At 51.6% G+C, this 24,771-nt stretch carries 19 protein-coding genes and 2 pseudogenes; 1 reads left to right on the forward strand and 20 read right to left on the reverse strand.

Features of this window, described 5'->3' with window-relative positions; genetic code table 11:
• The 20 genes and pseudogenes from VB712_RS07065 to VB712_RS07160 form a co-directional block, all read right to left on the reverse strand.
• A partial coding sequence (locus VB712_RS07065; protein ID WP_323253550.1) for a DUF4157 domain-containing protein occupies positions 1–2,721 on the reverse strand: 2,721 nt, incomplete at its 3' end.
• Between the two features lie 117 nt (positions 2,722–2,838).
• The gene (locus VB712_RS07070; RefSeq protein ID WP_323253552.1) at positions 2,839–3,267 is read right to left on the reverse strand and encodes a hypothetical protein; all 429 of its coding nucleotides are present in this window, start codon (positions 3,265–3,267) and stop codon (positions 2,839–2,841) included.
• 135 nt (positions 3,268–3,402) lie between these two features.
• Positions 3,403–5,292 (reverse strand): phage tail protein, encoded by a 1,890-nt coding sequence (locus VB712_RS07075; RefSeq protein ID WP_323253554.1) that lies wholly within the window; start codon positions 5,290–5,292, stop codon positions 3,403–3,405.
• Positions 5,271–6,269: a baseplate protein J gene (locus VB712_RS07080; RefSeq protein WP_323253555.1), complete on the reverse strand. Its 999-nt coding sequence runs from the start codon at positions 6,267–6,269 to the stop codon at positions 5,271–5,273. Before VB712_RS07080 ends, VB712_RS07075 begins: the two co-directional genes overlap by 22 nt.
• Before the next feature lie 3 nt (positions 6,270–6,272).
• The gene (locus VB712_RS07085) at positions 6,273–9,893 is read right to left on the reverse strand and encodes a putative baseplate assembly protein (RefSeq protein WP_323253557.1); all 3,621 of its coding nucleotides are present in this window, start codon (positions 9,891–9,893) and stop codon (positions 6,273–6,275) included.
• Positions 9,894–9,896: 3 nt separating this feature from the next.
• The gene (locus VB712_RS07090; protein ID WP_323253559.1) at positions 9,897–10,283 is read right to left on the reverse strand and encodes a GPW/gp25 family protein; all 387 of its coding nucleotides are present in this window, start codon (positions 10,281–10,283) and stop codon (positions 9,897–9,899) included.
• Positions 10,283–10,990, reverse strand: a complete 708-nt coding sequence (locus tag VB712_RS07095; RefSeq protein ID WP_323253561.1) for a phage baseplate assembly protein V — start codon at positions 10,988–10,990, stop codon at positions 10,283–10,285. The genes VB712_RS07090 and VB712_RS07095 overlap by 1 nt, the downstream gene beginning before the upstream one ends.
• Complete coding sequence (locus tag VB712_RS07100; protein ID WP_323253563.1) at positions 10,987–12,054, reverse strand: phage late control D family protein; 1,068 nt, start codon at positions 12,052–12,054, stop codon at positions 10,987–10,989. Before VB712_RS07100 ends, VB712_RS07095 begins: the two co-directional genes overlap by 4 nt.
• 3 nt (positions 12,055–12,057) lie before the next feature.
• Positions 12,058–12,708 carry a LysM peptidoglycan-binding domain-containing protein gene (locus tag VB712_RS07105; RefSeq protein WP_323253565.1) on the reverse strand — a complete coding sequence of 217 codons (651 nt, stop codon included), beginning with the start codon at positions 12,706–12,708 and terminating at the stop codon, positions 12,058–12,060.
• Entirely contained in the window at positions 12,699–15,929 is a 3,231-nt protein-coding gene (locus VB712_RS07110) for a hypothetical protein (RefSeq protein ID WP_323253567.1), read from the reverse strand. Before VB712_RS07110 ends, VB712_RS07105 begins: the two co-directional genes overlap by 10 nt.
• A gap of 24 nt (positions 15,930–15,953) precedes the next feature.
• On the reverse strand, positions 15,954–16,436 hold the full coding sequence (locus VB712_RS07115; RefSeq protein ID WP_323253569.1) for a phage tail protein: 483 nt from the start codon (positions 16,434–16,436) through the stop codon (positions 15,954–15,956).
• A 53-nt stretch (positions 16,437–16,489) separates the two neighbouring features.
• A pseudogene (locus tag VB712_RS07120) lies at positions 16,490–16,645 on the reverse strand (DUF6760 family protein); the annotation flags it as partial.
• 17 nt (positions 16,646–16,662) lie between these two features.
• The gene (locus VB712_RS07125; RefSeq protein WP_272117218.1) at positions 16,663–17,025 is read right to left on the reverse strand and encodes a phage tail assembly protein; all 363 of its coding nucleotides are present in this window, start codon (positions 17,023–17,025) and stop codon (positions 16,663–16,665) included.
• A gap of 11 nt (positions 17,026–17,036) precedes the next feature.
• Complete coding sequence (locus VB712_RS07130) at positions 17,037–17,477, reverse strand: phage tail protein (RefSeq protein ID WP_323253573.1); 441 nt, start codon at positions 17,475–17,477, stop codon at positions 17,037–17,039.
• Positions 17,478–17,522: 45 nt separating this feature from the next.
• A complete protein-coding gene (locus VB712_RS07135; protein ID WP_323253585.1) occupies positions 17,523–18,575 on the reverse strand; it encodes a phage tail sheath family protein in 1,053 nt (350 codons plus the stop codon).
• Between the two features lie 128 nt (positions 18,576–18,703).
• Complete coding sequence (locus VB712_RS07140; protein ID WP_323253575.1) at positions 18,704–19,996, reverse strand: phage tail sheath family protein; 1,293 nt, start codon at positions 19,994–19,996, stop codon at positions 18,704–18,706.
• A gap of 56 nt (positions 19,997–20,052) precedes the next feature.
• The gene (locus tag VB712_RS07145; protein ID WP_323253577.1) at positions 20,053–20,964 is read right to left on the reverse strand and encodes a hypothetical protein; all 912 of its coding nucleotides are present in this window, start codon (positions 20,962–20,964) and stop codon (positions 20,053–20,055) included.
• Positions 20,965–20,989: 25 nt separating this feature from the next.
• The gene (locus VB712_RS07150; protein WP_323253579.1) at positions 20,990–21,571 is read right to left on the reverse strand and encodes a DUF4255 domain-containing protein; all 582 of its coding nucleotides are present in this window, start codon (positions 21,569–21,571) and stop codon (positions 20,990–20,992) included.
• 4 nt (positions 21,572–21,575) lie between these two features.
• On the reverse strand, positions 21,576–21,809 hold the full coding sequence (locus VB712_RS07155; RefSeq protein WP_323253581.1) for a hypothetical protein: 234 nt from the start codon (positions 21,807–21,809) through the stop codon (positions 21,576–21,578).
• A gap of 39 nt (positions 21,810–21,848) precedes the next feature.
• Positions 21,849–23,801 (reverse strand): hypothetical protein, encoded by a 1,953-nt coding sequence (locus VB712_RS07160; protein WP_323253583.1) that lies wholly within the window; start codon positions 23,799–23,801, stop codon positions 21,849–21,851.
• 855 nt (positions 23,802–24,656) lie between these two features.
• Here VB712_RS07160 and VB712_RS20415 point away from each other — a divergent pair.
• A pseudogene (locus VB712_RS20415) lies at positions 24,657–24,771 on the forward strand (RNA-guided endonuclease TnpB family protein); the annotation flags it as partial.

Genomic DNA, 24,771 nt, shown 5'->3' on the forward strand with positions numbered 1-24,771 from the left:
AGCTTTATGGTCGTAGTGAATGTCCTTGGCATTGAACTTGAGGATGTTGGCAATGGTTCCATCAAGACCCACATCTTTATGTTCAACAGTTACTTTGCCATCAATGTAATTGAAAGTGAGATGACCACTCCCATTCACTTGCACTAAGTCAGAAGACCCGAAGTTAACGTTGAAGTCACCTTCAAAGTTGGAGTTGTACTGCTTGGATGCGCCTTGAATTTCCCCTGTTGCTTTTTCGAGGATGACGTACTCACCCAGTAAGGGAATGTCATTGGCGTTTAACTTGATGGTGTTCCAATCTAAGCCAGTTTGGTCAATTTTGGCTTGGGTGACATCAGCTTTGAAGTAATCCTCGGTTGAATTTTTGCCCTTCGGAACCCTGACCGTTGCTTGCTGAATGGTAACAATTTGAGCTTTATGGTCGTAGTGAATGTCCTTGGCATTGAACTTGAGGATGTTGGCAATGGTTCCATCAAGACCCACATCTTTATGTTCAACAGTTACTTTGCCATCAATGTAATTGAAAGTGAGATGACCAGTTCCTTTCACTTGCACTAAGTCAGAAGACCCAAAGTTGACGTTGAAGTCACCTTCAAAGTTGGAGTTGTACTGCTTGGATGCGCCTTGGATTTCCCCTTTTGCTTGTTTGAGCGTGACATACTCACCCAGTAAGGGAATGTCATTGGCGTTTAACTTGATGGTGTTCCAATCTAAGCCAGTTTGGTCAATTTTGGCTTGAGTAACATCGGCTTTGAAGTAATCCTCGGTTGAATTTTTGCCCTTCGGAACCCTGACCGTTGCTTGCTGAATGGTAACAATTTGAGCTTTGTGGTCGTACTGAATGTCCTTGGCATTGAACTTGAGGATGTTGGCGATTGTGCCATCAAGACCCACATCTTTATGTTCAACAGTCACATTTCCGTTTTTATAATCAAAGGTAAGATGACCACTTCCTTTCACTTGCACTAAGTCAGAAGACCCGAAGTTGACGTTGAAGTCACCTTCAAAGTTGGAGTTGTACTGCTTGGATGCGCCTTGGATTTCCCCTGTTGCTTTTTCGAGGATGACGTACTCACCCAGTAAGGGGATATCATTAGCGTTTAACTTGATGGTGTTCCAATTTAAGCCAGTTTGGTCAATCTTGGCTTCAGTAACATCGGCTTTGAAGTAATCCTCGGTTGAATTTTTGCCCTTCGGAACCCTGACCGTTGCTTGCTGAATGGTAACGATTTGAGCTTTGTGGTCGTACTGAACATTGCTGGCATTGAACTTGAGGATGTTGGCGATCGCCCCCTTCAACGTCACATTATTTTGCGGACAACTCCAGACACCGTTGTCATAATCAATGGTGAGCTGGCCATCACCTTGAACTGCAACTAAGTCAGAGGAACCCAAGGTTACAGCAAAATCACCTTTGAATTGTGATTTGTACTGTGCGGCTGCTCCAGCAATTTCAGCACTAGCATCATTGATCTTTGCGTAGTTCCCTAAGGAAATATCTTTGACATTTAGATTGACTTTTTCCCAGGTCAATCCTTGAGCATCGATCTTAGCTTTTGTAACGGAGGCTTCTGCGTTGTTGAGATTGGGAATTGTTATGCCGGCTTTCGCAATGTTGAATGATTTTTGATTGCGATCATATGTAATATCTTGGGCATCGAACTTGAGAATATCTGTAATAGTGGCACTGATGCCGATATTTTCACTTTTGTAATCCCACTGTTTGGTTTGACTCTTATAGCTTAGTTTTAACGTGCTTTTAGGCTGAACAGCGATCGCAGTGCCAAGGTTGAGTTCAATTCCTCCTTGAATATCTAAATTGTGGTGATTAGAATCCTGTTGAACTTTGATACTTGGCTTGACCACTTTAAGCCAAGGACATAGCTCAATTTCACTGGGGTCAGAGTCTAACCAATTGGGCGAAAATGCTTGAATTTCCCGTGAAAGTTCTGGCAATAAATCGATGATCTCTACCGTTTGGGCAGGTTGTGGTTTTTGGGGCGTGTCTACCTTGCGCTGTACCGTTTTGAGGGGTTGATTTTGCTGCACCACATGGGTGAGTTCGTGGGCGAGTAGGGCTTGGCCTTTAGGACTTCTGGGTTGATACGCACCCTGCTTAAAAAAGATATCTTTTCCAGTGGTAAATGCCAGGGCGGAAATCGAACGGTTGAGTTGCTCAGATGTTCCATCGGTGTGAATTTTGACATGGCTAAAATCGACACCAAAAGCCTGTTCAAGGGGTTCACGGATATCTTCAGCGATGGGGTTTCCTTTACCCTGTTGCTGCTTAATGGCGGTTTCGAGGGACGGTGCGATCGCCCCCCCTTGATGACCACTAGGGACAGAAAGCAGCTTGGGCATCACTGACGGGCTTCCTGAGCCTGACGCGGTTGTTGTTTGGAGCCGCTGTACCACTCGCGCCGCGACGCGATCAGCTTCGTGTTCGTGGCGATCGCCCGCTTGAGTCAAGGTCAACTTCGCCTGTAGCGGTAACTCCTGAGATAACCCTTGAAACAAGGGGCGACCCGGAGCAAGGGGGCGCGATCGCAAACCTGACCCATTCGGCTGCTCCTGGGCTTTGAAAAGATGACCCAGAGCCTGATTGCCGAGGGTGAACTCCGGCGTATCTAGCGGCACAGCAGAGCGTTGAACAGCGACAATCGGCGACTGGCTCACCATTGCTGTGGTCTGCTTGGCTTTATTTTTTCGTGAATAAACCATAATGACCCTACACCTCTGTGTCGCTAAACTTTAATCCTACGAAATCCTTAAATAACGCCCAATGATCTGTACAGTGTCATCAAATTGTACCCAATGATCATCAAAATTGTCCACCTATTATAGCCCCTTAACGCGCATATTGGTAGTCATAAATGTCCCCGTTCCAGAATATTGAGGAGCAGGATCAGGAATCGGCCCGGCGGGCGTGGGTTGCTGGGCAGGAACCATCACCTGAAATTTCGCCGTGAATGTGCTGCCCTTGAGTAACACGGGCTTATGATTCGACTTCGTGCGTTTCGCTTTTTGATCCGCCCCCAACGAGGCAATGCTCAACATCCCCACACCCGGTATGGGGTGGGAAGCGGTTATGTAGGGACAACCGGGAACCATGACGGTTTTTTCATCTCCATCGACACAGACCATTTTTTTATTAATCATACCTTTCCCCGTCCCCGTTAAATTACCTGGAATGACCGTCACGATCGCCGATCCAAACGTCGGATTAAACATTGCTAAATCCCCTGTTGTCAAAATAAAATCTGCCATTGAACCTCCAATTTATAGCGGATTGCGAAAGTATGAGAACGCCACTTTCCCCTCTTTAAGGGGGATTGAGGGGGATCTTTATACCTCAAGTTTATGAAAACCGCTATACCCAGTCCTAAAACGATTAAGATCAAACTATTCAATCCACACCTCCTCTTGAGGGGTCATCGCCGCTAACATATAGGGTGTTAAACGTCCGAGAATGGTATTCCCCGTCACCATACCATCGCCCTGGGATTGGCAAATTTCGAGGGCATGATCGCGGGAATTCAAGGCAAAATCCTCAGCCACAATCACCAAGGATAGCGGCTTTGTATTGAGGGTAAAATTGAGCTTGATTGTGACCCGTCCCGTCACTGCGCAATCGTTGAGATTATCGAGGACGACGAAAAAGCCACGGGAATTGTCAAGAAAGCGTTGGTAAGGCAGATGGTGGGTCGCCCGCATCCCCCAGGAGAAAAATTCCAGTTCTGGGGTAAAGGGTCGGAATTTCGAGGTTTGGGACTGCATTCGGAGAATGAGCAGATGGCTGATCTGGCGGGTTGCGATCGGATCAGCCCCATCCACTTCTACTAATGCTTCGATTTCAATGCGCCGCTTGGCAGGGACATTAAACAGGTGGAAGTTATAGAGTGTTTCTTCCCATTGGGAGGTCGTCACCAGGCGCATCGTATGACCGATCGCAGGGCCGAGGCGCGTGTTGCCGATCTTGTATTCACTGTTGGGAATACAGACCTGAAGCGGCTGTGCGTCGGCATTCCTAGGGAGTCGGAAGCCCTGGCCCACCTCAAAACCAAGGCGGGTATTGCCCTGCATTTGGTCGGGTCGGGGGCGGGGCTGGTAGATGCGGAGGCGGGCATCGTGAACCAGGCGCATCGTGTTACCAATCGCAGGGCCAAGGCGGGTATTGCCGTCGATGGGGCTGATTTGAGCGCGATGCAGTTCGAGGGGGGGCGCAGACTGGAGCCGGAAGCCTTGACTGCCTTCAGCGTTGAGGCGGGTATTGCCGGGCATCGCGGTGAGGCGGTTGAGGGGGCGATAAATCCGGAGGTTGGGCTGGAGGGTAAAGGGTGCATCGAACAGAGGGGCCGTAAATGGCTGCTGGTTGAGGTTAAAGTGCAGCGTGACGCTGAGGGTTCCGGAGAGGGTTTCATGACTCAAATTCGCCAACGCCACAAAAAACCCCGTCGGATTTGCCAAAAGTTTTTCATAAAACACCGTCTGGCACACCACCGGCCCCAATTGGCTCCCCTGCGGCTCTAGAACTGCCGTTTTGCCCTGAATTCGGATCAAGATTTGCTCCGCCAACCGAGGATCAAAGGATTCATCCAGGGTAACGCGGGCCTCCACCGACACAACCTGCTGCGGCGGTTGGTCAAACATCGTAAACGGATAGCAGCCCCCCCAGGTTTTGCTGATGTGCATCGTCAGGGTGAGAATCCGCAGGGCATAAAAAGTATGGGCGGGCTTCTCCTGGTTAATAATCGCCTGGGCAGCGCGGCATTCCCGCCAGTAGCGATCGGGCTGTAAAACCTGATTGCTGGGCAAGACTAACTGCACCTGAAAATAATGGGGGCGATTGTCAAATTCCATGACGGAAATGGTGCGATTGGGATAGCTCAACCCCGAATGCTCCAGATAAATCGAAAGCATTTTTTTCAGCCCCCGCACCGTACCGCGAATGCGATACAACGGCACCATCTGGCTAATAAATTGCCGCTTCACCGCCTCATCCCAATCCTCCCGGAGACTCAAAGCAATCCAACCCGCCAGCCAGGGCAAAAATTCCGCCGGGGTCTGTTGGGGGTCAAGATAGGTGTGGATTTGCCCGATGATCGTTTCTAAGCCATAATTCGCCCCCGACTCATGGGTGATGATTTGGGGCTGAAAGGGTTGGGGTTCATGGTCAGGCACACCCGTGAGCACCTGCTCAAAGGCGAGTAAGAATCGCCCCAAAAACGGATCAGTTTGGAGATAGGCGGGAAGATAATCAAGATAGCGGCTTAGGGGGTGTTGGGTTGCCATTGGTCTCCAAAACGTTGCAGGGTGGGTAAGGCGGCGATCTGAATCTGTACCAGTTCGTGGGCTTGGAGCATCAGGCCCACCAATTGACCCTGATCGTTAAACTGTTGCCGCATCGGGTCTACTCCCGTCAGTTCAATATCTTCTACATGGTCAACACCGGGCAGGTCATCGAGGAGTTGATAAAGCTCCGACAGATAAATATCCGCACCAAAGGGATAGCCTTGACCTTGCCAAAATTCCTCAGAATCCAAGGGGGCAAAAAAAGCGTGAATCTGACGCTCGGCCTCGCGGCGGACATCGGGGGGTTTGGCACTGTCCTGGAGGTAGAGGGTGGCGGCTAGGGTCATGGTGACGAAACTGGGTTCTACCACATGGAGCCGAGTGGTAATCAAACGGCGTTGGTCTAGGAAGCGTTTGAGATCCTGACGCAGACGCATCCCCGCCGCTGCATCGGTCGAGGGATGGCGGGGCAGGACGACGAGGCTGATATGGGCTTCAATGGGTTGATTAATATCGGCGTTTTCTAGGTCGCGTTCGGGTAGACAGTTGACCCGTGCGATGATGCCTGCGGCCCCAAATTCGCGCTGGGCATATTGGGTTTTCGCCCAATCTGAGAGGATGAGTTGCTCAAAATCGGGATTGGTGACGGCGCGATAGGGTCGTCGCAGGTCAGCGAGGGTGGTTTGAATTTCAGTTTGAACGAGGGTGAATTGCTGGGCGGGGTTGAGGTCGGGGGGCAATACCCAAGGCTGACCTTTGAGGAGGCTTAAAAATTGGGCTTGGTTTTGTTCCGGCACTTGATTAACTCGGTAGAGCACCATTTCCGTCAGCCAAGCCAGGAGTTCAATGAGGATGATCCCGGTGTCGGCGGGGTTATGGTCTGTCCATTCGGGGGCTTCGATGGGAATTTGGGCGATCGCATCCACCACCAAATCGGCGTAGGAGCGATCGTCGAGGTCGGGTAAAGGAATGGGCATGGTTTAGGGGGTGGCTTCAGGAAGTTTGAGGGTAATGCGGTGCGTCCCGGAGTAAATCAGGGTTTGGCGATCGATCAGTCGGTTGGCTGGGTCGATCTCCAGGCTGCTGACATAGCTCACCCCCGGCACGGCTTCGAGGGCGGCAAACAGATCCGAGCGATGGGGAATGCGTCCAAAATCCCAGCCCTGGCCCTGCCGTCCCCCGGTGAGGGGATGCAAAAACTCTTGGAGTTTTGCCTCCACTGCGGCTTTGACTGTGCCTGCATTGGTGATGCTGACGGGAACAATGTCCACCGTGACCCCGATCGCCTGCCATTTCGGCCCACAGACCTGTAGGCGCATCGTGGCCACAAACCGCGCTCGGAGAAATTGCTCCACTTGGTTGAGGAGGGCGAGGGTGGGTAGGGGTTGTGGGGCATTGCTTTGGGGGACGATGATCAGTCGCACCCGCCCGGCTCGGATCTCGTTTTCGTGGTCAAAAACATCAATTTCATTACCCGGTACTGATGAGGAAGCGGGCCCCTGGGGGCGATCGGGTTCGACCCACAGTTCTTCTAAGAGGGGGTTAAAGTCGGGGACGAGCATTTCCGGGGTGATCACCTGCACCCTTGCCACTTCGACGGCGGCATCGTAGGCGAGATCGGCAAAGTCTTGGGCGGTGACGGCGCGATCGCGGTGGCGTAGCCGTTGGGGCGATCGCACTTTCAAACGGGCGAGGGATTCTTGATCATTGCCCCCTTCGGCGGCTTCCCAGTTGATCACCCCTGCTATGTAGGGGATCGTGGTTTTGAGTTCGACAATGGTCTGGGCCGGTTGGTTGCCGCGATCGCCGCCCCCGGTGCGATAGCTCAAGCGGATATTATTGCGACCCCGTGGCGGAATCATCCCCGCCTGGCCATTGCCAAATTGAATCCGTCCCCGCTGGCGTTGGGCTTGCCCTTGCGTAGCAACATCGAGGGTGTAATGGCGATCGCCCGCCGCCGAGCTATAGAAATCCGGCACTTCCTGCCAGCGCACCCACACCGCTTCGAGTTCTCCCATTTCATCGTAGACGGGGGTAATGGCCTCCGTTCCCCACTGCTGCCGCAGTTGCTGCTGTTCTGCCTCCGAGGGGAAACGGCCTTCCTCAATGTCTAGCGTTTGTCCCGCTAGGATCGGCGCTTGGCTTGTGGTGACGACCTGGCCCGGTTCAAATTGACTCGACCCCAAAATCTCGGCATTGAGGGTAATCGCCTGTCGCGCCCAAGTTGTATTAGTGCGGGCGTTGACCAAGCGCGGGGGAACGGTGAGATCGGCAGAATCACGAACTTTCCCAAACAGATAGCGCATTAAACCATAGAGCCGAAATTCTTCAACCCGAATCGCCCAATGCCAAAGGTCAAGCAAAACTAAGGGAATATCGGCATCGGTGTTGGGCTGCTGTCGTACCCGGAGCCAATAGTGCTGCTGCCCAAAGTGGGGGGAGGCGATCCAATCCGTGGGGCCAATGAACTGAACGAGGCCCTTCTCGGTGATGGCGGCGGTTTCATCGCGCACCGTCAGCGATCGCCATCCCTCCGGCGTGGGATATTCCCACACCAACCGACGACCATCCCCAATGCTGCGATGAGTGCCGGGAGCCACTTCGTCCGGTTCGGGAGACTGGACTTGGAGATAGAGGGTACTGGGACGGTTGGGAAAGGCTTGGTTAAAGCCGAGGTAAAAGGCGGAATCCCGGTGCAGGGGTGGCGTGAGGGGATAAAAGGCCCTGGTCAGTTTGACCCCGGATTTGTGATCTGCTGTCAATGGTGCGGTGAATACGACCCAACGGGAGGCGGGATCAATCAGTTCAATTTGCCCCAGTTCCCCCGACCCATCGGCAAACCGGAGGAATTCCCCAAGGGACAACCCTTTCACCTCTTCAAGTTGAACACGGCGATCGCCCGCCCGCGCTGGCCGATGGAGAAAGGCTTCGAGGGGACTCCCTGCTCCATAGGTAAAGTCGTTATAGGCCAGGGCCACGGCGGGCTGCTCTAGAAAAAACTGATAGGTGACGGTCAGGGCGGCCAAACAGGGCGGATCAACCACATCCGGGCTTGATTCAGCAATGGTGAACTTACCCAAGACCCGGCTGCCGATGCTATAGGCCTGGCGCGTGGCCCGGTTGAGTATCACCCGGTTCTCATTAGGGGCGATCGCCATCACCCCCAAATCTTCCCGGATGAGCAGATCACGACTATCCTGAAGCCGAATTGTATCCCCCACTTGGATTTCGTCGGCACTATCCACGACGATTGCCGTTTGCCCGACGGCGCTGGCCACTGCCAGCATGGTCATCTCGTTGTAGGTGACGTAATGGCGCACCCGGCCCCGGCTACCGTAGCGGCCTTGCACCAACCGCGCCCGTAGCCAATAGGTCGGCTCTGCGGTATGGGGATCATGGGGCGGGAGGGGGTCAGGAAAGCGGAAGGTTCCTTGGGTTCGCCCTGTCACAAATTGCGGGGGTTCCGAGTTCCGCAGCCAATGGAATTGGGCGGGGTCGGGATCAGGCGAGATTGCCGTCCAAGTTTGGCCATCCCCCACATCCCACACCAGGTGAAGATCCTCGGTATAGCTGGGGGCATGGCTGAGGGTGGCGTTGAGGGCGATCGCCACCCCCGGCTGAATCAAACGCGGATCAAGGGCAACTTGAAACGTATCGTTATAGTCCGGCGCTGTACCCAAGGGGTAAAAATCTTTGCTCAGATCGAGGGTGATGTTGTTAAACAGACAGTCTTGGGGCGTTTGGGTCTGGTCAACGCTAGCACTCACCAAAATTTGCAAAATTTCAGGCAACGCTTCCCGCCGATGGCGATAGAGCGTGATTCGCAGCCATTTTCCGGGGCGGCCATTCACCTCAACCTCTTTGAGCTTGGGAAGTTGGGTCAGGGTGATCAAGACCTGAGCCGCTTCGGTTTCCACCGCAACCGCAGGCAGAACTTGCCACTGTTTCCCGTCCCAAGCCTGCCAATCTAGAAAACGGGATGCCAGTTGAGTCGCACTGGCGGGGGAATCGGTGGCGATCGCGAACTGGACGGTGGTGAGTTTGGGCAGGTCAAACACCTCTGCCCCGTGGAGATATAGGTAATGTTCAACGGGGCGATCGCCCTTCAGCACTTCAAAGGCGGGCGGCACTGCGTCAGGGAAAACGTTGGCGCACCGATCGCTGTAATAGTCCCGATCTTCGATCACAAACATCGCCTTCACTTGCGTTGCCGTCACCAACAATTCCCGCTCGGTTTCAAAAATTACCTCCGCCTCTTCCCCCTCCGGCGGCGGCGCTGCGATCTGGGTCAACGCGGGGACGAGGGCATCCACTGGACTCCCTGCTGCTAGTTCAAAGGTGAGGGGCGATCGCGCTGCTTGGGGTGGAGTCAGTTGCGTCCCCACCAAATTCATAAACGCCAGCCGATTTCGCTCCGGAACTTGATTCAAACGCTCCTGTACCAGACTCGCCATCCGCCCAAAAATCCGCACCAAGGCCAAACCCACATCCCCAGAATTGGGAGCGGCACGCCAAGGCGTATAGGACTCCGCTAGGGCCTGGGTCTGCTGGACAAGTTCTGCATAGCTACGTTGGTCAAGTTTAGGCGGTTGGGAAGACATTGTTTACTGTAAGTAGAAGGGATAGACAAGGTTAAAGGCGTTGTTCGTCGTCCGTACCCGATAGTTAATCGAGATCTGTAACAGGTTGGGTTGTCCCGGTGCTTCCACTGGCTCAATGTCCAGGACATCAATCCGGGGTTCCCAATCCAAAAGGGCTGATTCCACATCGCTGATAATTTGCCCCACCGTCCCCGCCGTATTCGGCGCAAACACCTGATCATGGATGCGACAGCCAAAATCCGGTCGCATCACCCGTTCCCCCCTCGCTGTACTGAGAATCGCCCAAATGGACTGGCGGACGGCTTGCTCATATTTGGCGGTGGCGATCTGGTGTTCCCCTTGCAATTGAACCGGCAGCGTCCAACCTACACCCAGAAAATCAATATCCACTACATCACCTCCAACGCACCATTATTAACCTTAACCCCTGCTGAACAGTTCAGTTCTAAGCCAGATTGAGCCTTAAATTCCCCCTTCGTTTTGGCCTGAATATTGCAGTTCGCACCGGCATTAATTTTGCAATCACTTTGGGTTTTAATCTCCAGGTTTTTACATTCGAGCAACATATCATCATCTTTACTTTTAATCGTTACTTTGCCTTTCGCTTCAATGGTGAAATCTTTTTCCACCTCAATCGTCATCGCGTCATTTTCACAATCAATCGTGATTTTATTCTTGCCGCTTTTATCTTGAATGATCAGTTGTTCTTTATCCTCCGTATCATCGAAGATAATCATGTGACCACTGCGGGACTTGATCAGGCGTTTGTTATTTTCCCCATCATCATTTTTTTCCGGGGGTTTATCTTTGCCATTCCACAAACTGCCTAAAATGTAGGGGAAAGCCATATCACCATGTTCAAAGGCCACAAGCACCTCATCATCCACTTCCGGCAGAAAATAGAAACCGCGATCGTCCCCCGCCATCGGAGTCACCACCCGCGCCCACGGACTTTCATCATCATCCGTAAGCCAGGGAAATTTTACCTTAACCCGTCCTAGGTTATCGTCATCTTCAACATTCGTCACCACCGCGATCGTTACACCATAAAAACGGGCGGCAGGATCATTGGGCATTAGTAAATCAAATCCGATCATAAAGCAGTTCTCCGAGCCGTGAATAAAGTGGTATAACCGAATTTTTGGGAATAATGGTGTTCCGTCGAGGTGACGTAATAGTCACCACTAAAACGTTTGCCCACGCCTTTGACCTCGATCACTTTAGCAACCCGAAGCGTTGGCAGACCGGGGCAAGTGCCTTCGGCGGTGATGTAGGCGATCGCCATATCTTTAAACTGACCCAAGGCAATTTGATCCGCCTCTGCCTTCGTCACCACGGGCTGAGTAACAATGGTCGTCGTTGAATCTCCGAAGGTTTTAACCGCTTTAGGCCCCGTGGTTTTGCCCCCCATTTTGCTCCCCTCTTTCCCCGCCGCTGCCTTGCCGAGCACCTCTTTTTTATCATCGGGCAACCAACCGCGCACCTCCACCTTTTGGACTTGATTCATACTACTTAAACGGGGCATAAACTCGCTTAAATTCTCCTTAAATTTCAATGTCAACACTTTCTGCTGATCATTTTGAGGCGGTTGAAAATAAATATTTTTTTTCTCAATTGTAATTTCATAGCCCATCCGTTCAGCCCGACCACTGAGAAACTCCCAATCCGTTTGATTATGCTGAATCACATAGTCATGCTTGACTTCACTATCTTTCGTGTTCGGTGTGAGGCCACGGGCCCGGGCAATTTTACTAAAAATGTCACTATCCTTCATTTTGGTAAAGGATTTACTATTCGACCCTCGTAATAAACGATGGCGTAAATCATGGCCTCGCACAATGAAACGTGGTTGTTCACCCTGCCGAAATTCCGGCTCTAAACCCGTAATTTCACCAAAAATCACGGTCTTGAGTTTGTTGGCATAACCCATTTGAATTTCCACTTCCTCCCCCACATCAAAGGAACTATCATCAACCCAAGTAAACTTGCCTTTCTGTAAATCCCAGGTCATAAACTCTAACGTGAACATACTCGGTGCTTCAATGTCTTCAAACACCTGTACGGCGATCAGATCCTCATCTGCACCCTTCGGGAGCTTCTTCCCGCCAATGCTGACTTTGATATTGGGTATGAGCGTTTCAACGCCGGAATAATCTGCCATTTTTCAACTCAAAATCGGTAAGGGTGGAATGGTGAGCACCAATCCGGGGGTGATTTGGCGCGGATTGTAGAGCCGATTTTCATCGGCAATGATTCGCCACAACGCGGGATCACCGAATTCTTCCTGGGCAATGCTGCTCAGGGTTTCGCCCCGCTTGACAATGCGCACCGGGTCGTCAATCAGGTTTTCCGCCTTTTTGCGTTTTTCGGGATCGGCCCATTCCCGGAAGGTGCAGTCAAGGGTAGCGCGTACGGGTGTGCCGTCTTCCCAAAAATGGGTCAGGGTTTTGGTGATGCTTTCAAGAAACCCATCGGGGAGCAGAATATTACTTTTGCCGCCTATTTTGCCCCACAGCAGTTTGCAGCGGGGCGGCCGCTTTTCACTTTTCCCGATCTTCGGATGGGTGAGGTTAAAGATTTTTTTGGTATGTTTTTGGACGTTTTCCGGTGGATCGCCGCTCAGGGTGGTGTCAAAAAACAAGGTGATGCTGAGGGTTGCTAACTCTTCGGAGGCATTGGGATAACCGTCTTGATTGATAGACCACCCGGTTTTGTTAATCGTGACCTGGTTGGGGTTGAAAAGCACCTCAATTTCTTCGGCAAAGTCGCCTTCGTTGTCTTTTTCGGCTTTGATTTTGAGTTTTTCTAACGCCATTGCCGTTGCCCTCCTCGTCGTTCACGTTCTACCACTAATCGTTTCAACACTTTCCGCTCCACTTTGGCCACAAGATCATCGATGTTGACTGCTGCCGGGGTTGTTTGCGTCCCCCCTGGGGTTGTGGTGGATTTTGCCCGTGGCCCGGTGGCCGAACGGTGGGGCTGATTGGGGGATGGGGGGGGATTGGGCAAGGCCGGACTGATGACAACGGGACTGCTGGGGGTTTGGTTACGGGTCTGTGAGGTGCGATGGGTCTCCTGACTGGAGGCGGTACGGCGCGATCGCACCATCGGCCCGGACAACACCAGCGGCTCCAGGTTTGGCGGGTTAAACTCTGTTTTTGCTTGGACGGTGGGTAAGGGGGTGTTGGCGTAAGCCTGCTGGAGGTATATCGGTGGGGTCGCCCTAACTGTTGGGTTGCCTTGGGGGTTGCCTATGATTTGGGGTTGGGGCGTTGGCGTAAGCCTCTGGGATCGGGTTGCTGAGGGTTGTATGGGTGACACCGCTGTTTTGAGAAGTGAGGAGTGAGGAGTGAGAAGTGAGGAGGATCTTGCCTCACTTCTCTTTTCTCTTTCCTCTTTCTTCAATGGAGATTGTGCTGGCGGTGGAGACGCTGCTCCTGATGGTTGAGCCGGGGCTGTTACACCTAGGGCTGTGGGGGCATTGGGGGAGACTTCCACCGGGCGGGAGAATACCGCTAAAGCCGGTTGCTCCTTGTGGGCTGGATTCCTTGACGGTGGGAGAGGTTGAGCGATCGCCCTCGGTAATCCGGGTGTGGCTGACGCTGCCGTGAGGTTTGCCGTTGGGGGGGTCGCCACCACTAATTCTGGGCTGGTGTTTCCGACTAGCTTTGCCGGGGTCAGGGGGGAGATGGGTTGAGACATTTCCACTGCTTGCACCCTTGATCCAGGATGTTGAGCATCCCTTGATGTTTGCACCCTGGGCGTTATCGGTTCTAGAGTTTGCACCATCGCCGCTGTTTGGGGCATCTTTGCGGTTTCAGGCCCATTCGGCAGGACGAAAGTAAAATCCTGTCCCTGTTCTGAAGGGGTTGCTAAGGGTTGAGGCGAGATTGCAACCCGGTTCGGTATGGCGATCGCTCCTGACCCCTTGGCTCCATCGGCGTGATTCCCCTCAATCCTGTTAACCCAAGAGAACAGACGCGGCTCATGCGGGGCAAATTGGCGATCGCCCCCATCTCTAGGGATAACAGTGGCGATCGCCTGTTGTGGATGGGCTAACGGGTTCTCTTGTTCTGCCCTAAAATTCCGAGCATGGAGCACAACGCTTGGCGGTGGGGCGGGGTCAAGGGGGGGAGCAGAGACGACCGCCGGGAAGCGGGGCGGGGTGAAGGGGGTCAAAATTGGCTCAGTGACTCCCGCTGGTACGGTGGTTAGGGGAGCGGCGATCGGGTTCGAGGCAGCAAGATTGAGGGAAGTGAATCCCGATGGATGGGGGCTGAGGGCTAAACCCTCGGACGGGGCAACCATCGGTAAAGCAGCACCCGCTGCAAACTTGGCTTGAACGATCCCCTCCGTGAAGGGGCGGGTCTGAATTGTGGATAAGGCAGCGCTTTGGGGTTGGATGTCTGGCCTGTTCCGGGGGTGGACTGCTTTCGCGCTTTGGTCTGCACCACCATTCAGGGGTTGGGCTGCGCTCTTCATTTCCAGGGGTTGGACTAACTTGGCTCCGGTTTCTAACTTGGCTTGAATCACGCCCGTTGTCTGGTTCGTGGGCGGGCCAAGGGGGGCGATCGTTCCACCCATCGAGGCGGATGGTTCTGGAGTAGCGGATTTTGAAGTAGCGGATTCTGAAGTAGCGGATTTTGAAGTAGCGGATTCTGAAGTAGCAGATTTTGAACGAGCAGATTTTGAACGAGCAGATTTTGAAGTAACGGATTCTGAAGTAACGGATTTTGAAGTAACGGATTTTGAAGTAACGGATTCTGAAGTAACGGATTCTGAATGAGCGGATGGCTGTACCAGGGGCATGGAGTCTGAGATGGGAGACGCAGCATCAGGGCTGAGGGGAGTTGTCAGGATTTCAGATGTGGCAGACTGTGCCGGATTTGGGGCTTGGGTGGGTGGATTTTGGGGTGAAGGATGCGCCGGACTTGGGGCGATCGCAAAAACGCGGTGAGCCTCTAACTCAGAATGCCCTGACTCCTTTTGATTAATCGCTGGTGGCATCGCGGCCAGCGGTAGCTCCCTAGGCAAGGGGTTGAGGTTTGGCTGATCCAAACTCAGGGCCGCTTGCATCACCTGAGGATCAAACGCTGGGTTTTTGATAACAGAGGGTTGATCAATGGGTGAAGCAGTGGCAGATTGCAGCGATGCAGCGGCCTGAACAGGGGCGATCGCGTTGTGATCTGCTCCAATTTCCAGGGGTTGGGCCGGGGTGGCTCCAGTTTCTAACTTGGCTTGAATCACGCCCGTTGTCTGGTTTGTGGCAGGGCCAAGGGGGGCGATCGCTCCACCCATCGGGGCTGAAGAATCTGAAGATGATGCTAATGGTGTGAAAGACTCAACAACGGGCATCGGGCCACGGGGGGGCGAAGGCAGTTGGGGTTCAGCCGCGATCGCCTGGGGTGACACTTGAGCCGTTATCGATTCGGGAGGCACTAATCCTTGAGCCGGTGCAGGGAAAGATTGTGACAGTTTCCCGTGATTTTGAGCAGTGGGCAATTTATCTGTACTGTTTGGCGGTAAAGGTGGCGTGACACCCTCCAAGGGCAAGGGATCTGTTGCTGTCGAAACATCCCCTTGGGACTGAATGATCGGTGCTGTTACCGGAGTAATGGGCGTGATCGCTGTCCTGGGGTTCCCCGTTTCGGTTCCCATTTGCGAAGCTGGGGACGGCTCAACGCGAGATAAATCAGGCGGTTTCGATGGTTGTGTTGGCATAGCGATCGCCACAGGCAACGTCGCCAGAGTTGGCACAATCGCCGGATCACCTTGGATGCGCTGGGGTTGGGTTTGCAGACCATCAGTAGGGGCAGGTGGCTCACCCTCGCCCCACTGCGCGTAGACAATGGGAATATCTTGGGTTTCGAGATCGGCGATCGCTGACCACCGCGCCAACTGTTGATCCAGCAAGGGCAACCGATTCACCAAACGCTCGGCGCGATCAATCAACCGATCCGCCATCCGATGATTCGTCACACCGGGTTGGTGGATGGGTCGTGTCAGTCGCTGTACCAGTTTGGGGTCAAGATTCATCACAATTGTCCAAAATCAATGAGATTACTTATTCTTCTGAACTTTTTGTTCATAAATCCCGCGATGCACCAATTCCATCCGCTCAAATGCGACCTCTGTACCCGTACTTGCATTTAATTGTGGCCCTTCCCAAGCCACCGGATAAGCTTTAGAAATACGCCAAGCGATCGCATCCGACTGTTGACTATCTTTAAGAATAATCGTGGCGTTTTTAAGCTCCACCTTGCCACGGGTTACATCTTGATACCACTTCCATAAATCATCCCGTTCAGCCAAACCGCGAACTAAGACTAAATTCGGAGAATCCACATATTTCGGAAAGCGGTGAACCCGATGATTCATTCCCCCCTCCACATATTCTTCTAGCTCAAGTTTACTGCTCAAGCCCTGCACCTCAGAAAAACCCCCCACCGTTATCCCTTTAATCTCAACGATAAAGTTAAAGGGCATATAGGGATCGCGGGATTTTTCTTGATCATTGCCGCCTTTTTTTTGGGATTTAGCCATAGCTATTTTGATTTAATACGTTAATTCACAGCAAACTTGAATCAGTCTTGGCTTCAAAATCGTTTTTTCCCGGAATCTTGGTTAATTTTTTGATTAATTTGAGCCACTTGCTCAACCCATTGTTGCCGTTCCCAATGTTCCATTTCCATCACGTTGCCATAAGACCAATGAAAGTGATAGGAAAGGTAAGCTACCTCCTCCAGTAAACGCTTGTGGGGGTAGCAGGCTACTCCCCCACCGGAGCGGTCTCCACTTCAAACTCACCATTACAGTGAGGACAAGCAACCCGAAACCGGGTATGACCATTTTGGTTAATGCGTTGATAAAAATCTTGGAGGTAAGCTAAATCACCGGAAAACAACTCCTCAATGATTTTGGTATTGAGTTGGTCAATTGTGCCTAATCTCGTGATTACCCTCGCGAGGAGAATAATCACGAGATAGCCTGAATTTCGCTGTACCCTCGGATCGCGTAACGGCGTAATTTCATCACTCGCCCGCGAGAGCCGCATGACTCCTTCACGATGCAAAATTCCTTCCGCATCAAGATAACCATGGGGGAGTGTAAAGGGAAATTCAGTTTGATGCATGACTTACTCCGTTAACCAATCGTCACACCTTCATGAACCAATTCCAATGATTCGATCGCCACATCACTGGCGGTTGCATTGAATTCAGGGCCATTCCAATTGGTGGGCCAGCAATTTTCGAGGTTCCAGCGAATTAATTCTTCCCCTTTATCGTCGGCCAAAATGATCGAAACATTTCGCCGTTCAGTCTCACCTCCGAGCATTGTCTCCAGCCATTCCCAGAGTTCATTATTATCGGTCATGCCGCGCTGGAGAGTAATATTGCCATGACTATTCAGGCCAGGTAATTGGCGTTGGGCGAGGTTTTTATCAGTGCCTTCTCGATAGAGTCCGGCTTCGCGGGTGCTGGTTAAACCACTACATTCCCGGAATCCCGCGTGGACAATGCCGTCCCATTCCACCCAAAAGTTATAACCGTTATAGGGATCATGGGTGTCTTTAATATTAGGCATGGATTTTAGGTCTCCTTAAACTGACTAAAACGATGAACAAAAACACTAGGCAAACGTTACGCCGTTGCTGTTATGAACGAGCGAAATTACAATAAACTCCGCTGGTGTTGTGGGGGCAATGCCCACTTCTGCCACCACTTGACCCAAGTTCCGACTGGAACGAGGGTTGGTTTCTGCGTCACATTTGACGTAAAAGGCGGCTTCTGGATCTGCTCCCTGGAGTGCGCCTTGGTGCCACAGGGTTTCACAGTAAACCGTGAGTTCGCGGGCAAGGGTAATCCACAGGGCAGAATCGTTCGGTTCAAACACAAGCCCCGCTAAGTTGTGGTCAGCCCAGCGCAACAGGGTGATGATCAGCCGTCGCACCCCCACATATTGCCAACCCGGGACGGTGCTGGTGGTGCGTGCGCCCCATACCCGAATCCCTCGGCTGCGAAAGCTCCGAATGCAGTTCACGCCGGGCCCGGCTTTGACGTTGAGGGTTTCCCAGTCTTGATCACAGAGGGACAGATTCAGGTCAAGGACGCCTTCAAGGATGTAGTTGGCTGGGGCGCGGTGAACGCCTACTTCGCGGTCGTTGCGGGCGTAGACCCCAGCAATGTGACCACAGGGAGGAATGGGGTCGGTGCTGGACTCGACAATCACCCAGGGGGCATAGATCGCGCCGTTATGACCCACCAATTGCTGACGCTGCTGGTTCAGTACGGCGAGATCCGCCGTGTTGCAGCTATCCAAAATGGCGAAGCGATCGCCCAGTTGGTCACAATGCTCTAGCACCAAGGCTTGCAGGTTGAGGATGGCGGTGAGCGATCGCGTTTGCATGATGTCAGGCACACAGACGAGATCAATCTCCTCTAAGGGTTCGATGATCTGTAAGCCGTGATGGAGACTAGCGATCGTCAGCGTCGATTCTGATGGGTCCGCCGTCGGCAGCAGTAGCACATAGCACCGCTCCCCACCATTGGCAAAAAAGCCCTGTACCGCCTCGGTCAAAAAACGGCTCGCCCCCCTAAACTGCCGCAGAAACTCCGGCCAGAGGGTGAGCAGTTGAGGGACGCTAGACACCTCCCCTTCCCCCAGAGTGATACCCAAAAACACAGGAACACCTGTGTTCACGCTGTCCCAAGCCACTTGACGTAAGGCTCGGAGCGATACGCCAGGGGCAGTTAATGGAGCAGAATCAAAGGGTCTCACAACTCAGAGGGGGGCTAAAGGGATTTTGAACGTTACGGTTGGTTTTCCGTCACAATTTGGGTGATGCGGAAGATCACAAATTCAGCGGGTTCAATCACAGAAACGCCAATTTCTGTAATCACTTGGCCCAGTTTGCGCACATCCATCGGGTTGGTTTCGGCATCACATTTGACGTAAAAGGCTTCTTGCGCTGTTGTACCAAAAAGAGCACCTTTACGCCATTCATTAGTCAAAAATGCCGTAATATTACGCCGAATTCGCGCCCAAAGTTCCGGGGTATTGGGTTCAAACACAACCCATTGGGTTCCTTCATCAATGGACTCGCGCAGGTAGTTAAATTGGCGGCGAATATTGATGTATTTAAAGTCAGGATTGTCTTTACCTGCCCCTAAAGTGCGTGCGCCCCAGATGCGAATATTGCCGTTGAGGTTGCGGATGCAATTAATCCCCACTTGGTTGAGGGGTTCTTGTTTGATTTTGCTAACCGCTTGTTTCAAACCCATCGCCCCTAAAACGGGTTCATTGGCTGGTGCTTTATGAACGCCCCGCAGATTGTCCACACGGGCATAAATGCCAGCCACATGGCCGCTCGGCGGTACGAACTTTAAGTCATTACTGATGGGATCAAAGACTTGAATCCAGGGGAAGTACAGGGCGGCGTAGTCGGAGTTGCCGAGAATTTTGTCTGTGCCTGGCTCCAGTTCGCCGAGGGCGATTTCTTCTGGGGTGTCGAGAACGGCAAAGCGATCGCCCAGTAAACGGCAATGAATATCCAATTTTGCCAAGGTTGCTTTTGTCGTCACCCCTGGTGCAGCCACCACTGCAATTTCATCAATGGCTTCAAAGGCTTCTAGGGCGACATCAATATCTTTTTCTGCCGTCACCCACACGACGAAGCAACGGGTTCCCCCATTGCGGAAAAAACCATAAACCGCATGGGCTAACGTGTTTTGACCTGGGTGATTGGAGAAATCACCGAAAAAGCTTTTAAACTCGCCGAAGTTTGTACAAAGCTTAACTTCCCCTGCTGTCACAGATTGGGTAGTAACTACCGCATCCTCGGTGGTTTTTTGATCGACTGTGACAACGGTGTAACGATCATTATCAGGGGCAAAATTCCCTTTTTTGGCCAGATTGTCCACAGGGGTCGGGGTGTCTGTCGTTCCTTCCTCTGCTGCGGCGGTGGGTTTAACTGTTGTGGCTGAACTCTGAGCGAGGGAAATAATTCCAATGAAGCCAGCCGTGCTCGTGCCAACGCCTGCGATGGGGGCGAGTCCTGATCGAATTTCTTCGACGTAAACACCCGGTGATAAATAAGTAGGCATTCTCCTTATTCCTTATAGTGAGGGATAACCATTAAGTAAGTAGACAACCTTAAGGCTTAGATCTGTGCAACGAGTTGAATATCACACTGTTTTGACTCTCCAGGTTGCAAAACAACTCGCTGGTGCTGTGGTGCATATCCTGACGCGGAAATCATCAACGTTACTGCGGGTAAAAATGGCTCAACTCCTACAAGTCGATAGTTCCATTCTTGTGCTTGATTATGATCTAAATTACGAGATGTTAGGGTTTGAGCCTGATGCCCAACACATCGTACTGTTGCCATCTCAAGTGGCTCTTGATTTTTGGCATCTATCACCCGACCAAAAATTGTGGTGGGTGGCAGTTCAATCTTGAGCTTGAGTATATCAGAAAAAACGGATTTTGTTGGCGGGTCACGGGTGAAATATCCATCTTTTAATTCTGCTTCAAATCGGCTTTGACCATAGCGTAAACCGGCCCGAGGCAAAGAGGCTTCCAGTTGATAGAAACCACTGGGTAAATTTGTGAAGTAAAAAGAACCATCATGCCTAGATTGACTGCGCCCATAGTTCATTTTTTGATTGCACCAATCCTCCATAGATAGGGTATCTAAGAAGCATTGTAGTGCTAAGAATTTATGGGCATTACTCAGGTCTGATCTGGCAATAATTTGATCAAGGTGGCGTAAAATAACGGTGCTGGTGGTTTGGGGGTTGAGTAACTGGGCTTGAAAGTCTTGGAGCACTGCGGGCCCAGCGGTGGAAAACGGGACGAGGGGGGGCGATCGCCACTGCCCCCAGCGCTTCGGCAAGCCCAAGATCCGCACTTTGGTTAACAGTTTTTGGATAAAGGCATCCGGTGCTCGGCGGATCGTGATCATCGCTCCCGCTAACCGCTCCTGGGTGAGGGCATCCTGCACCCAGCCCGCCAACATGACACGGCGGTGATGGGGGGTGAATTGGGTGGATTCGGTCAGGGTTAAATTCATCGACACAATCCTCAGGGGGTTAACGTCACGACAAGCGCAAAAGTTGGGGGCGGTGTTCGAGTACGAGGGGGACTTCTTCGGGGTCTTCGGTGAGGGGAACTGCGATCGTGGCGGTGCAATGCAACGAGACTTTGGGCAGACCGCCCAATACTTGCCAGAATTCCCCCGGACTCTGGAGATAACCCGATCGCAAAGCCGTCAATGTGACGGGAAGAACGGGATCTTGAAGGCTGCCCTGAAGCATTGCTTTGGGTAACACTGGATGGCGCAACAGGAGACGCATCAATTTACTCAAAATATGGTGTTCTTGTTGGGGGTCGTCTTGGTTAACCCAAACCGTAATCAGGTAGGAACAATCAATGCGAGCCGGGGGCTGGATTTTGATCGCTGTGCCGTTTTCCTGTCGTTGCATTTGCCATTCGCGGTTGCGTCGCTCCAGGTTTTCCCGCACATCATACAGAAAGAGATTGATCGCGGGTTTTTGCTGAATCGCGCCTTCGATGGGTTGCTCAAAACTGATGGCGACCTGGGTTTCGCCCGAATTTTGCAGGCCGGGGAGTTCTTGGCGCAAGAAGGTTTTTAAACTGCTGTCGAGATCATCCAACATCGGGTTATTCCTCAGGGGTGAGAACGGACGATTCTGCGGTTTTGTGGTTTTGGGGAGAGCGATCGCCCTGCTGCTCTGCTACCGTTAACTCCTCTTCTAACACCTGGATCGCGCCCCCAATGCGGAGTAAGGTTTCCCGCAAACTCAGTTGTTGAGCATCCAAGTTGGCAAGGGCTTTTTGGCCGGCTGCATATTCGGTTTTAAGGGTTTGAAGTCGTTTTTGCAGTTGCTCACGCATGGGTTAAAAACCTGTCTCAACATCAAGGTAAAAAGGGGATTACACGAAGTAGGGAAGTTCTAAATCATGCGTCCCAATTTCTCGGAAATAAATGCGATCTTGCCAATCGTTCCAGCCCCCTTTATCACTCAATTGGGTATTTAATCGGGTATCAATTTTGACACTGATATATTGCGTCAGGCGATCGCCCGGCTCCGGCTGTTGCAACGCATCATTAATCAGTGCCGCAGGAATACGCGCCGCAATATAACGCTGACGAGATTTACTATTCCAATGGCGAGCAAACGGATTGTCATAGGTGGCGAGAAAACGCTCCACAGGCACATCCTTATCATCCACATTAATCGTAATCCCCGTATGCGTACAGCCATTCCACTCCGCATTATGCTCAATTAAATAGAGCAATTTATCCCGTCCTGATGGCACAACCGGAACCCGTAATTCAGCATTAGTCAGATCATCAATAAACGCCAACACATCCCCTCCATTGTCATCACTCTCCCAATTGACAGCATCTCCACCATTCACCTGCCAATGGTAGCCAAGGGCAGATTGCGCCGCATGGGCCCAGGGATTTTTACTAAACCCCACCCCAGAGACCCAAAACTCTTTACTGGTGTCCCTTTTATGCACAAGGGAAACCTTACCAGATGTCCCAACCGGAATTGGCAACCATTGGTGCAGAAAGGTTGAAGCATCACTCAATGAACCATCCGGACAATAGTGGTTAGAACCCCGTTTTCCCGCCGCCCAACTGCCTAAACTGCGGAACAATTTTCCACTTTCGGAAAATTCCGCTTTAATCACATGCCAGTCGGTTAACGTGTTACCATTACGAACCCAAACGGTGTCATACCCAGAGGGCAGCGTTACTAATGCTCCGCCTTCATCCTCTTTCCCATATCCATACTTGATCATCGCACGCTGAAACCAAGGATTCTTCGCGGTGTGCCGTCGTTCGTAATTGTTGGTGAGTTTCCAATTTTCAATCGCTCCGGCTGCTTCTGCGTCAAACACATCTTGATAGACGATCGCATCATTGGGATACATTCGATGACGCATCGGGTTGATCAATTCAAAATGTTGCACTCGCAGCGTTTCGTGAACTGTAACCGTGCCTGTTTCCCGTTCAACGGTGACGCACAGTTTTTCTTCCCCATCCTCTGACGCAATTAACCGTAATAGCGCCGTCGGATCATTTTCGTCGCCTGAGCCTTCGACCTTCCAGCCCACCCGTTTACCATCTTTTTCATCAAGGCGAATCGTCGGTTTTTCGCCAGCGGGTGTTTCCCCTTTATCAGCGAGGGCAGCACGGATGTGATCTTTAACCGCTTTTTCCGAGGGGATCACATTCGGGCGATCGATGGCGGGAATGCTTTGGGAAATACCCTCAATCAGGGTTTCTCCTAACTGCAATGCTCCGGCGATCGTTAAGTTGCCTTGAATACGGAGATCCTGACCATTACTCCGCAACGTAATATCCTCCGCTGCACCCGGCAGCCGCACCCCGGAATATTGCCGCACCGTAGAATCAATGACTACTTGACCCTCTACAAGCGTCACCTTGGCTAAGGTAATTGTTTTAGTATCTTCTGTCTGAATCGCTTCTAAGGTGAGGAGGGGGGTTTCTTCAAAACGGGTGAAACTATCGGGAATTTCTGGTTGTTGAAGAATTTTAGGTTCTTGGTGATAACGCAAACAGAGCCAGCCTAAACCATTGATTTTGCGGGTCACATCCTCCGGCAAAATCACTAAATTGCCCTCCCCGTCGATGGCGGTTCCGGACTTGATGACGACCTCCGGTTGGCCGGCGATCGCCTCCACCTCCAGACCTTCAACAATCCCCGCCAGATGGAGACGACTGTTAACGTAACGCTGGCGATCGCTCAAATAGCGATGGGCCAACTCAAAATCTTCATCTAGAAGATACTGTCCTGGAAAATAATTGGGGCGTTGTAGGGCGAAATTCACCCAATCTTGTTGTGATGGCATAAGATTTGAATGACTTAATGCTCTTTTGAGTTTGTGACTGAAATTGTATAATTCGATACATTAATTGGGTTGTCTGGTTGCTGAAAGCCTTGAAAAATTGCGCTCTTGGCTTTTTTTTATAACCTTAAACCGTGAAGACCCTTACTTGATGGCCTTAGTTCTGTAAGGATAACACCACTTTACTGTTTACCCAAAAAAATAATATTAAGTTTCATAATAATCGATGAATTTATATGAAATTCTTTAAAGTGATGTGATAGGGCGATCTTCTAGGCACTGGCTTGTTAAAGTGGGACGATTCCTGAAAGGTCTGCTATACAAGGGTTTCAATCAACGAAAAGCCACTGATCCAACATTAAGAGACCAGTGCCAAATGTATCGTTTGTTTATTCTGCAACCAGAGTTTAATTGATCAATGTGACCCACCCCATTGAAGGCAAGGTCAAGACCGTGACGATGGGGAGAGTTGTTTCTACCAATTGTCTAAATTAGAGCTATACATAAAGGGTTTAAGCCCCTAGCTCTTTTGGCGAATTGGTATTATAGCTGTCGCCATCAATACCCCGTCCAAGCCTGGAACCAAAACTGAAACAAGTAAATACGCTCTAACTTTCGCTATTACCAAGAAGTGCATCGCATTGGTGGATTGATCAGTAATTGATCTTTGGAATATGGAGTTTTGATTAGTTGTGCGTTGACAACCTTTGATCAATGGCAGCAAGAAAATAGTGCGTTTTACGAAAATAGTGCGAGAGTCTGAAATCCCCGTCGCTTTAGCGCGGGGATGAAAGACGACAGGGCGACTTGAGTCGCCATCCTTGCAGGGCGGCTTATATTGTGTGGTAGGATATAGCCATGATTGTACTAGAGTTTAAAGCCTACGGAAAGCCCCAGCAATTCAGCGCCATAGACGAGGCGGTGAGAACAGTCCAGTTTATCCGAAACAAAGCCATCCGTTATTGGATGGACA

Origin of the sequence: Spirulina sp. CCNP1310 (assembly GCF_034932185.1) — a bacterium.
Taxonomy (GTDB): domain Bacteria; phylum Cyanobacteriota; class Cyanobacteriia; order Cyanobacteriales; family Spirulinaceae; genus Spirulina.

Excerpts from the sequence above, each read along its gene's own strand:
- VB712_RS07070 (WP_323253552.1), bottom strand. The coding sequence starts at position 3,267 with ATGGCAGATTTTATTTTGACAACAGGGGATTTAGCAATGTTTAATCCG.
- VB712_RS07075 (WP_323253554.1), bottom strand. The coding sequence starts at position 5,292 with ATGGCAACCCAACACCCCCTAAGCCGCTATCTTGATTATCTTCCCGCC.
- VB712_RS07080 (WP_323253555.1), bottom strand. The coding sequence starts at position 6,269 with ATGCCCATTCCTTTACCCGACCTCGACGATCGCTCCTACGCCGATTTG.
- VB712_RS07085 (WP_323253557.1), bottom strand. The coding sequence starts at position 9,893 with ATGTCTTCCCAACCGCCTAAACTTGACCAACGTAGCTATGCAGAACTT.
- VB712_RS07095 (WP_323253561.1), bottom strand. The coding sequence starts at position 10,990 with ATGATCGGATTTGATTTACTAATGCCCAATGATCCTGCCGCCCGTTTT.
- VB712_RS07100 (WP_323253563.1), bottom strand. The coding sequence starts at position 12,054 with ATGGCAGATTATTCCGGCGTTGAAACGCTCATACCCAATATCAAAGTC.
- VB712_RS07105 (WP_323253565.1), bottom strand. The coding sequence starts at position 12,708 with ATGGCGTTAGAAAAACTCAAAATCAAAGCCGAAAAAGACAACGAAGGC.
- VB712_RS07110 (WP_323253567.1), bottom strand. The coding sequence starts at position 15,929 with ATGAATCTTGACCCCAAACTGGTACAGCGACTGACACGACCCATCCAC.
- VB712_RS07115 (WP_323253569.1), bottom strand. The coding sequence starts at position 16,436 with ATGGCTAAATCCCAAAAAAAAGGCGGCAATGATCAAGAAAAATCCCGC.
- VB712_RS07125 (WP_272117218.1), bottom strand. The coding sequence starts at position 17,025 with ATGCATCAAACTGAATTTCCCTTTACACTCCCCCATGGTTATCTTGAT.
- VB712_RS07130 (WP_323253573.1), bottom strand. The coding sequence starts at position 17,477 with ATGCCTAATATTAAAGACACCCATGATCCCTATAACGGTTATAACTTT.
- VB712_RS07140 (WP_323253575.1), bottom strand. The coding sequence starts at position 19,996 with ATGCCTACTTATTTATCACCGGGTGTTTACGTCGAAGAAATTCGATCA.
- VB712_RS07145 (WP_323253577.1), bottom strand. The coding sequence starts at position 20,964 with ATGAATTTAACCCTGACCGAATCCACCCAATTCACCCCCCATCACCGC.
- VB712_RS07150 (WP_323253579.1), bottom strand. The coding sequence starts at position 21,571 with ATGTTGGATGATCTCGACAGCAGTTTAAAAACCTTCTTGCGCCAAGAA.
- VB712_RS07155 (WP_323253581.1), bottom strand. The coding sequence starts at position 21,809 with ATGCGTGAGCAACTGCAAAAACGACTTCAAACCCTTAAAACCGAATAT.
- VB712_RS07160 (WP_323253583.1), bottom strand. The coding sequence starts at position 23,801 with ATGCCATCACAACAAGATTGGGTGAATTTCGCCCTACAACGCCCCAAT.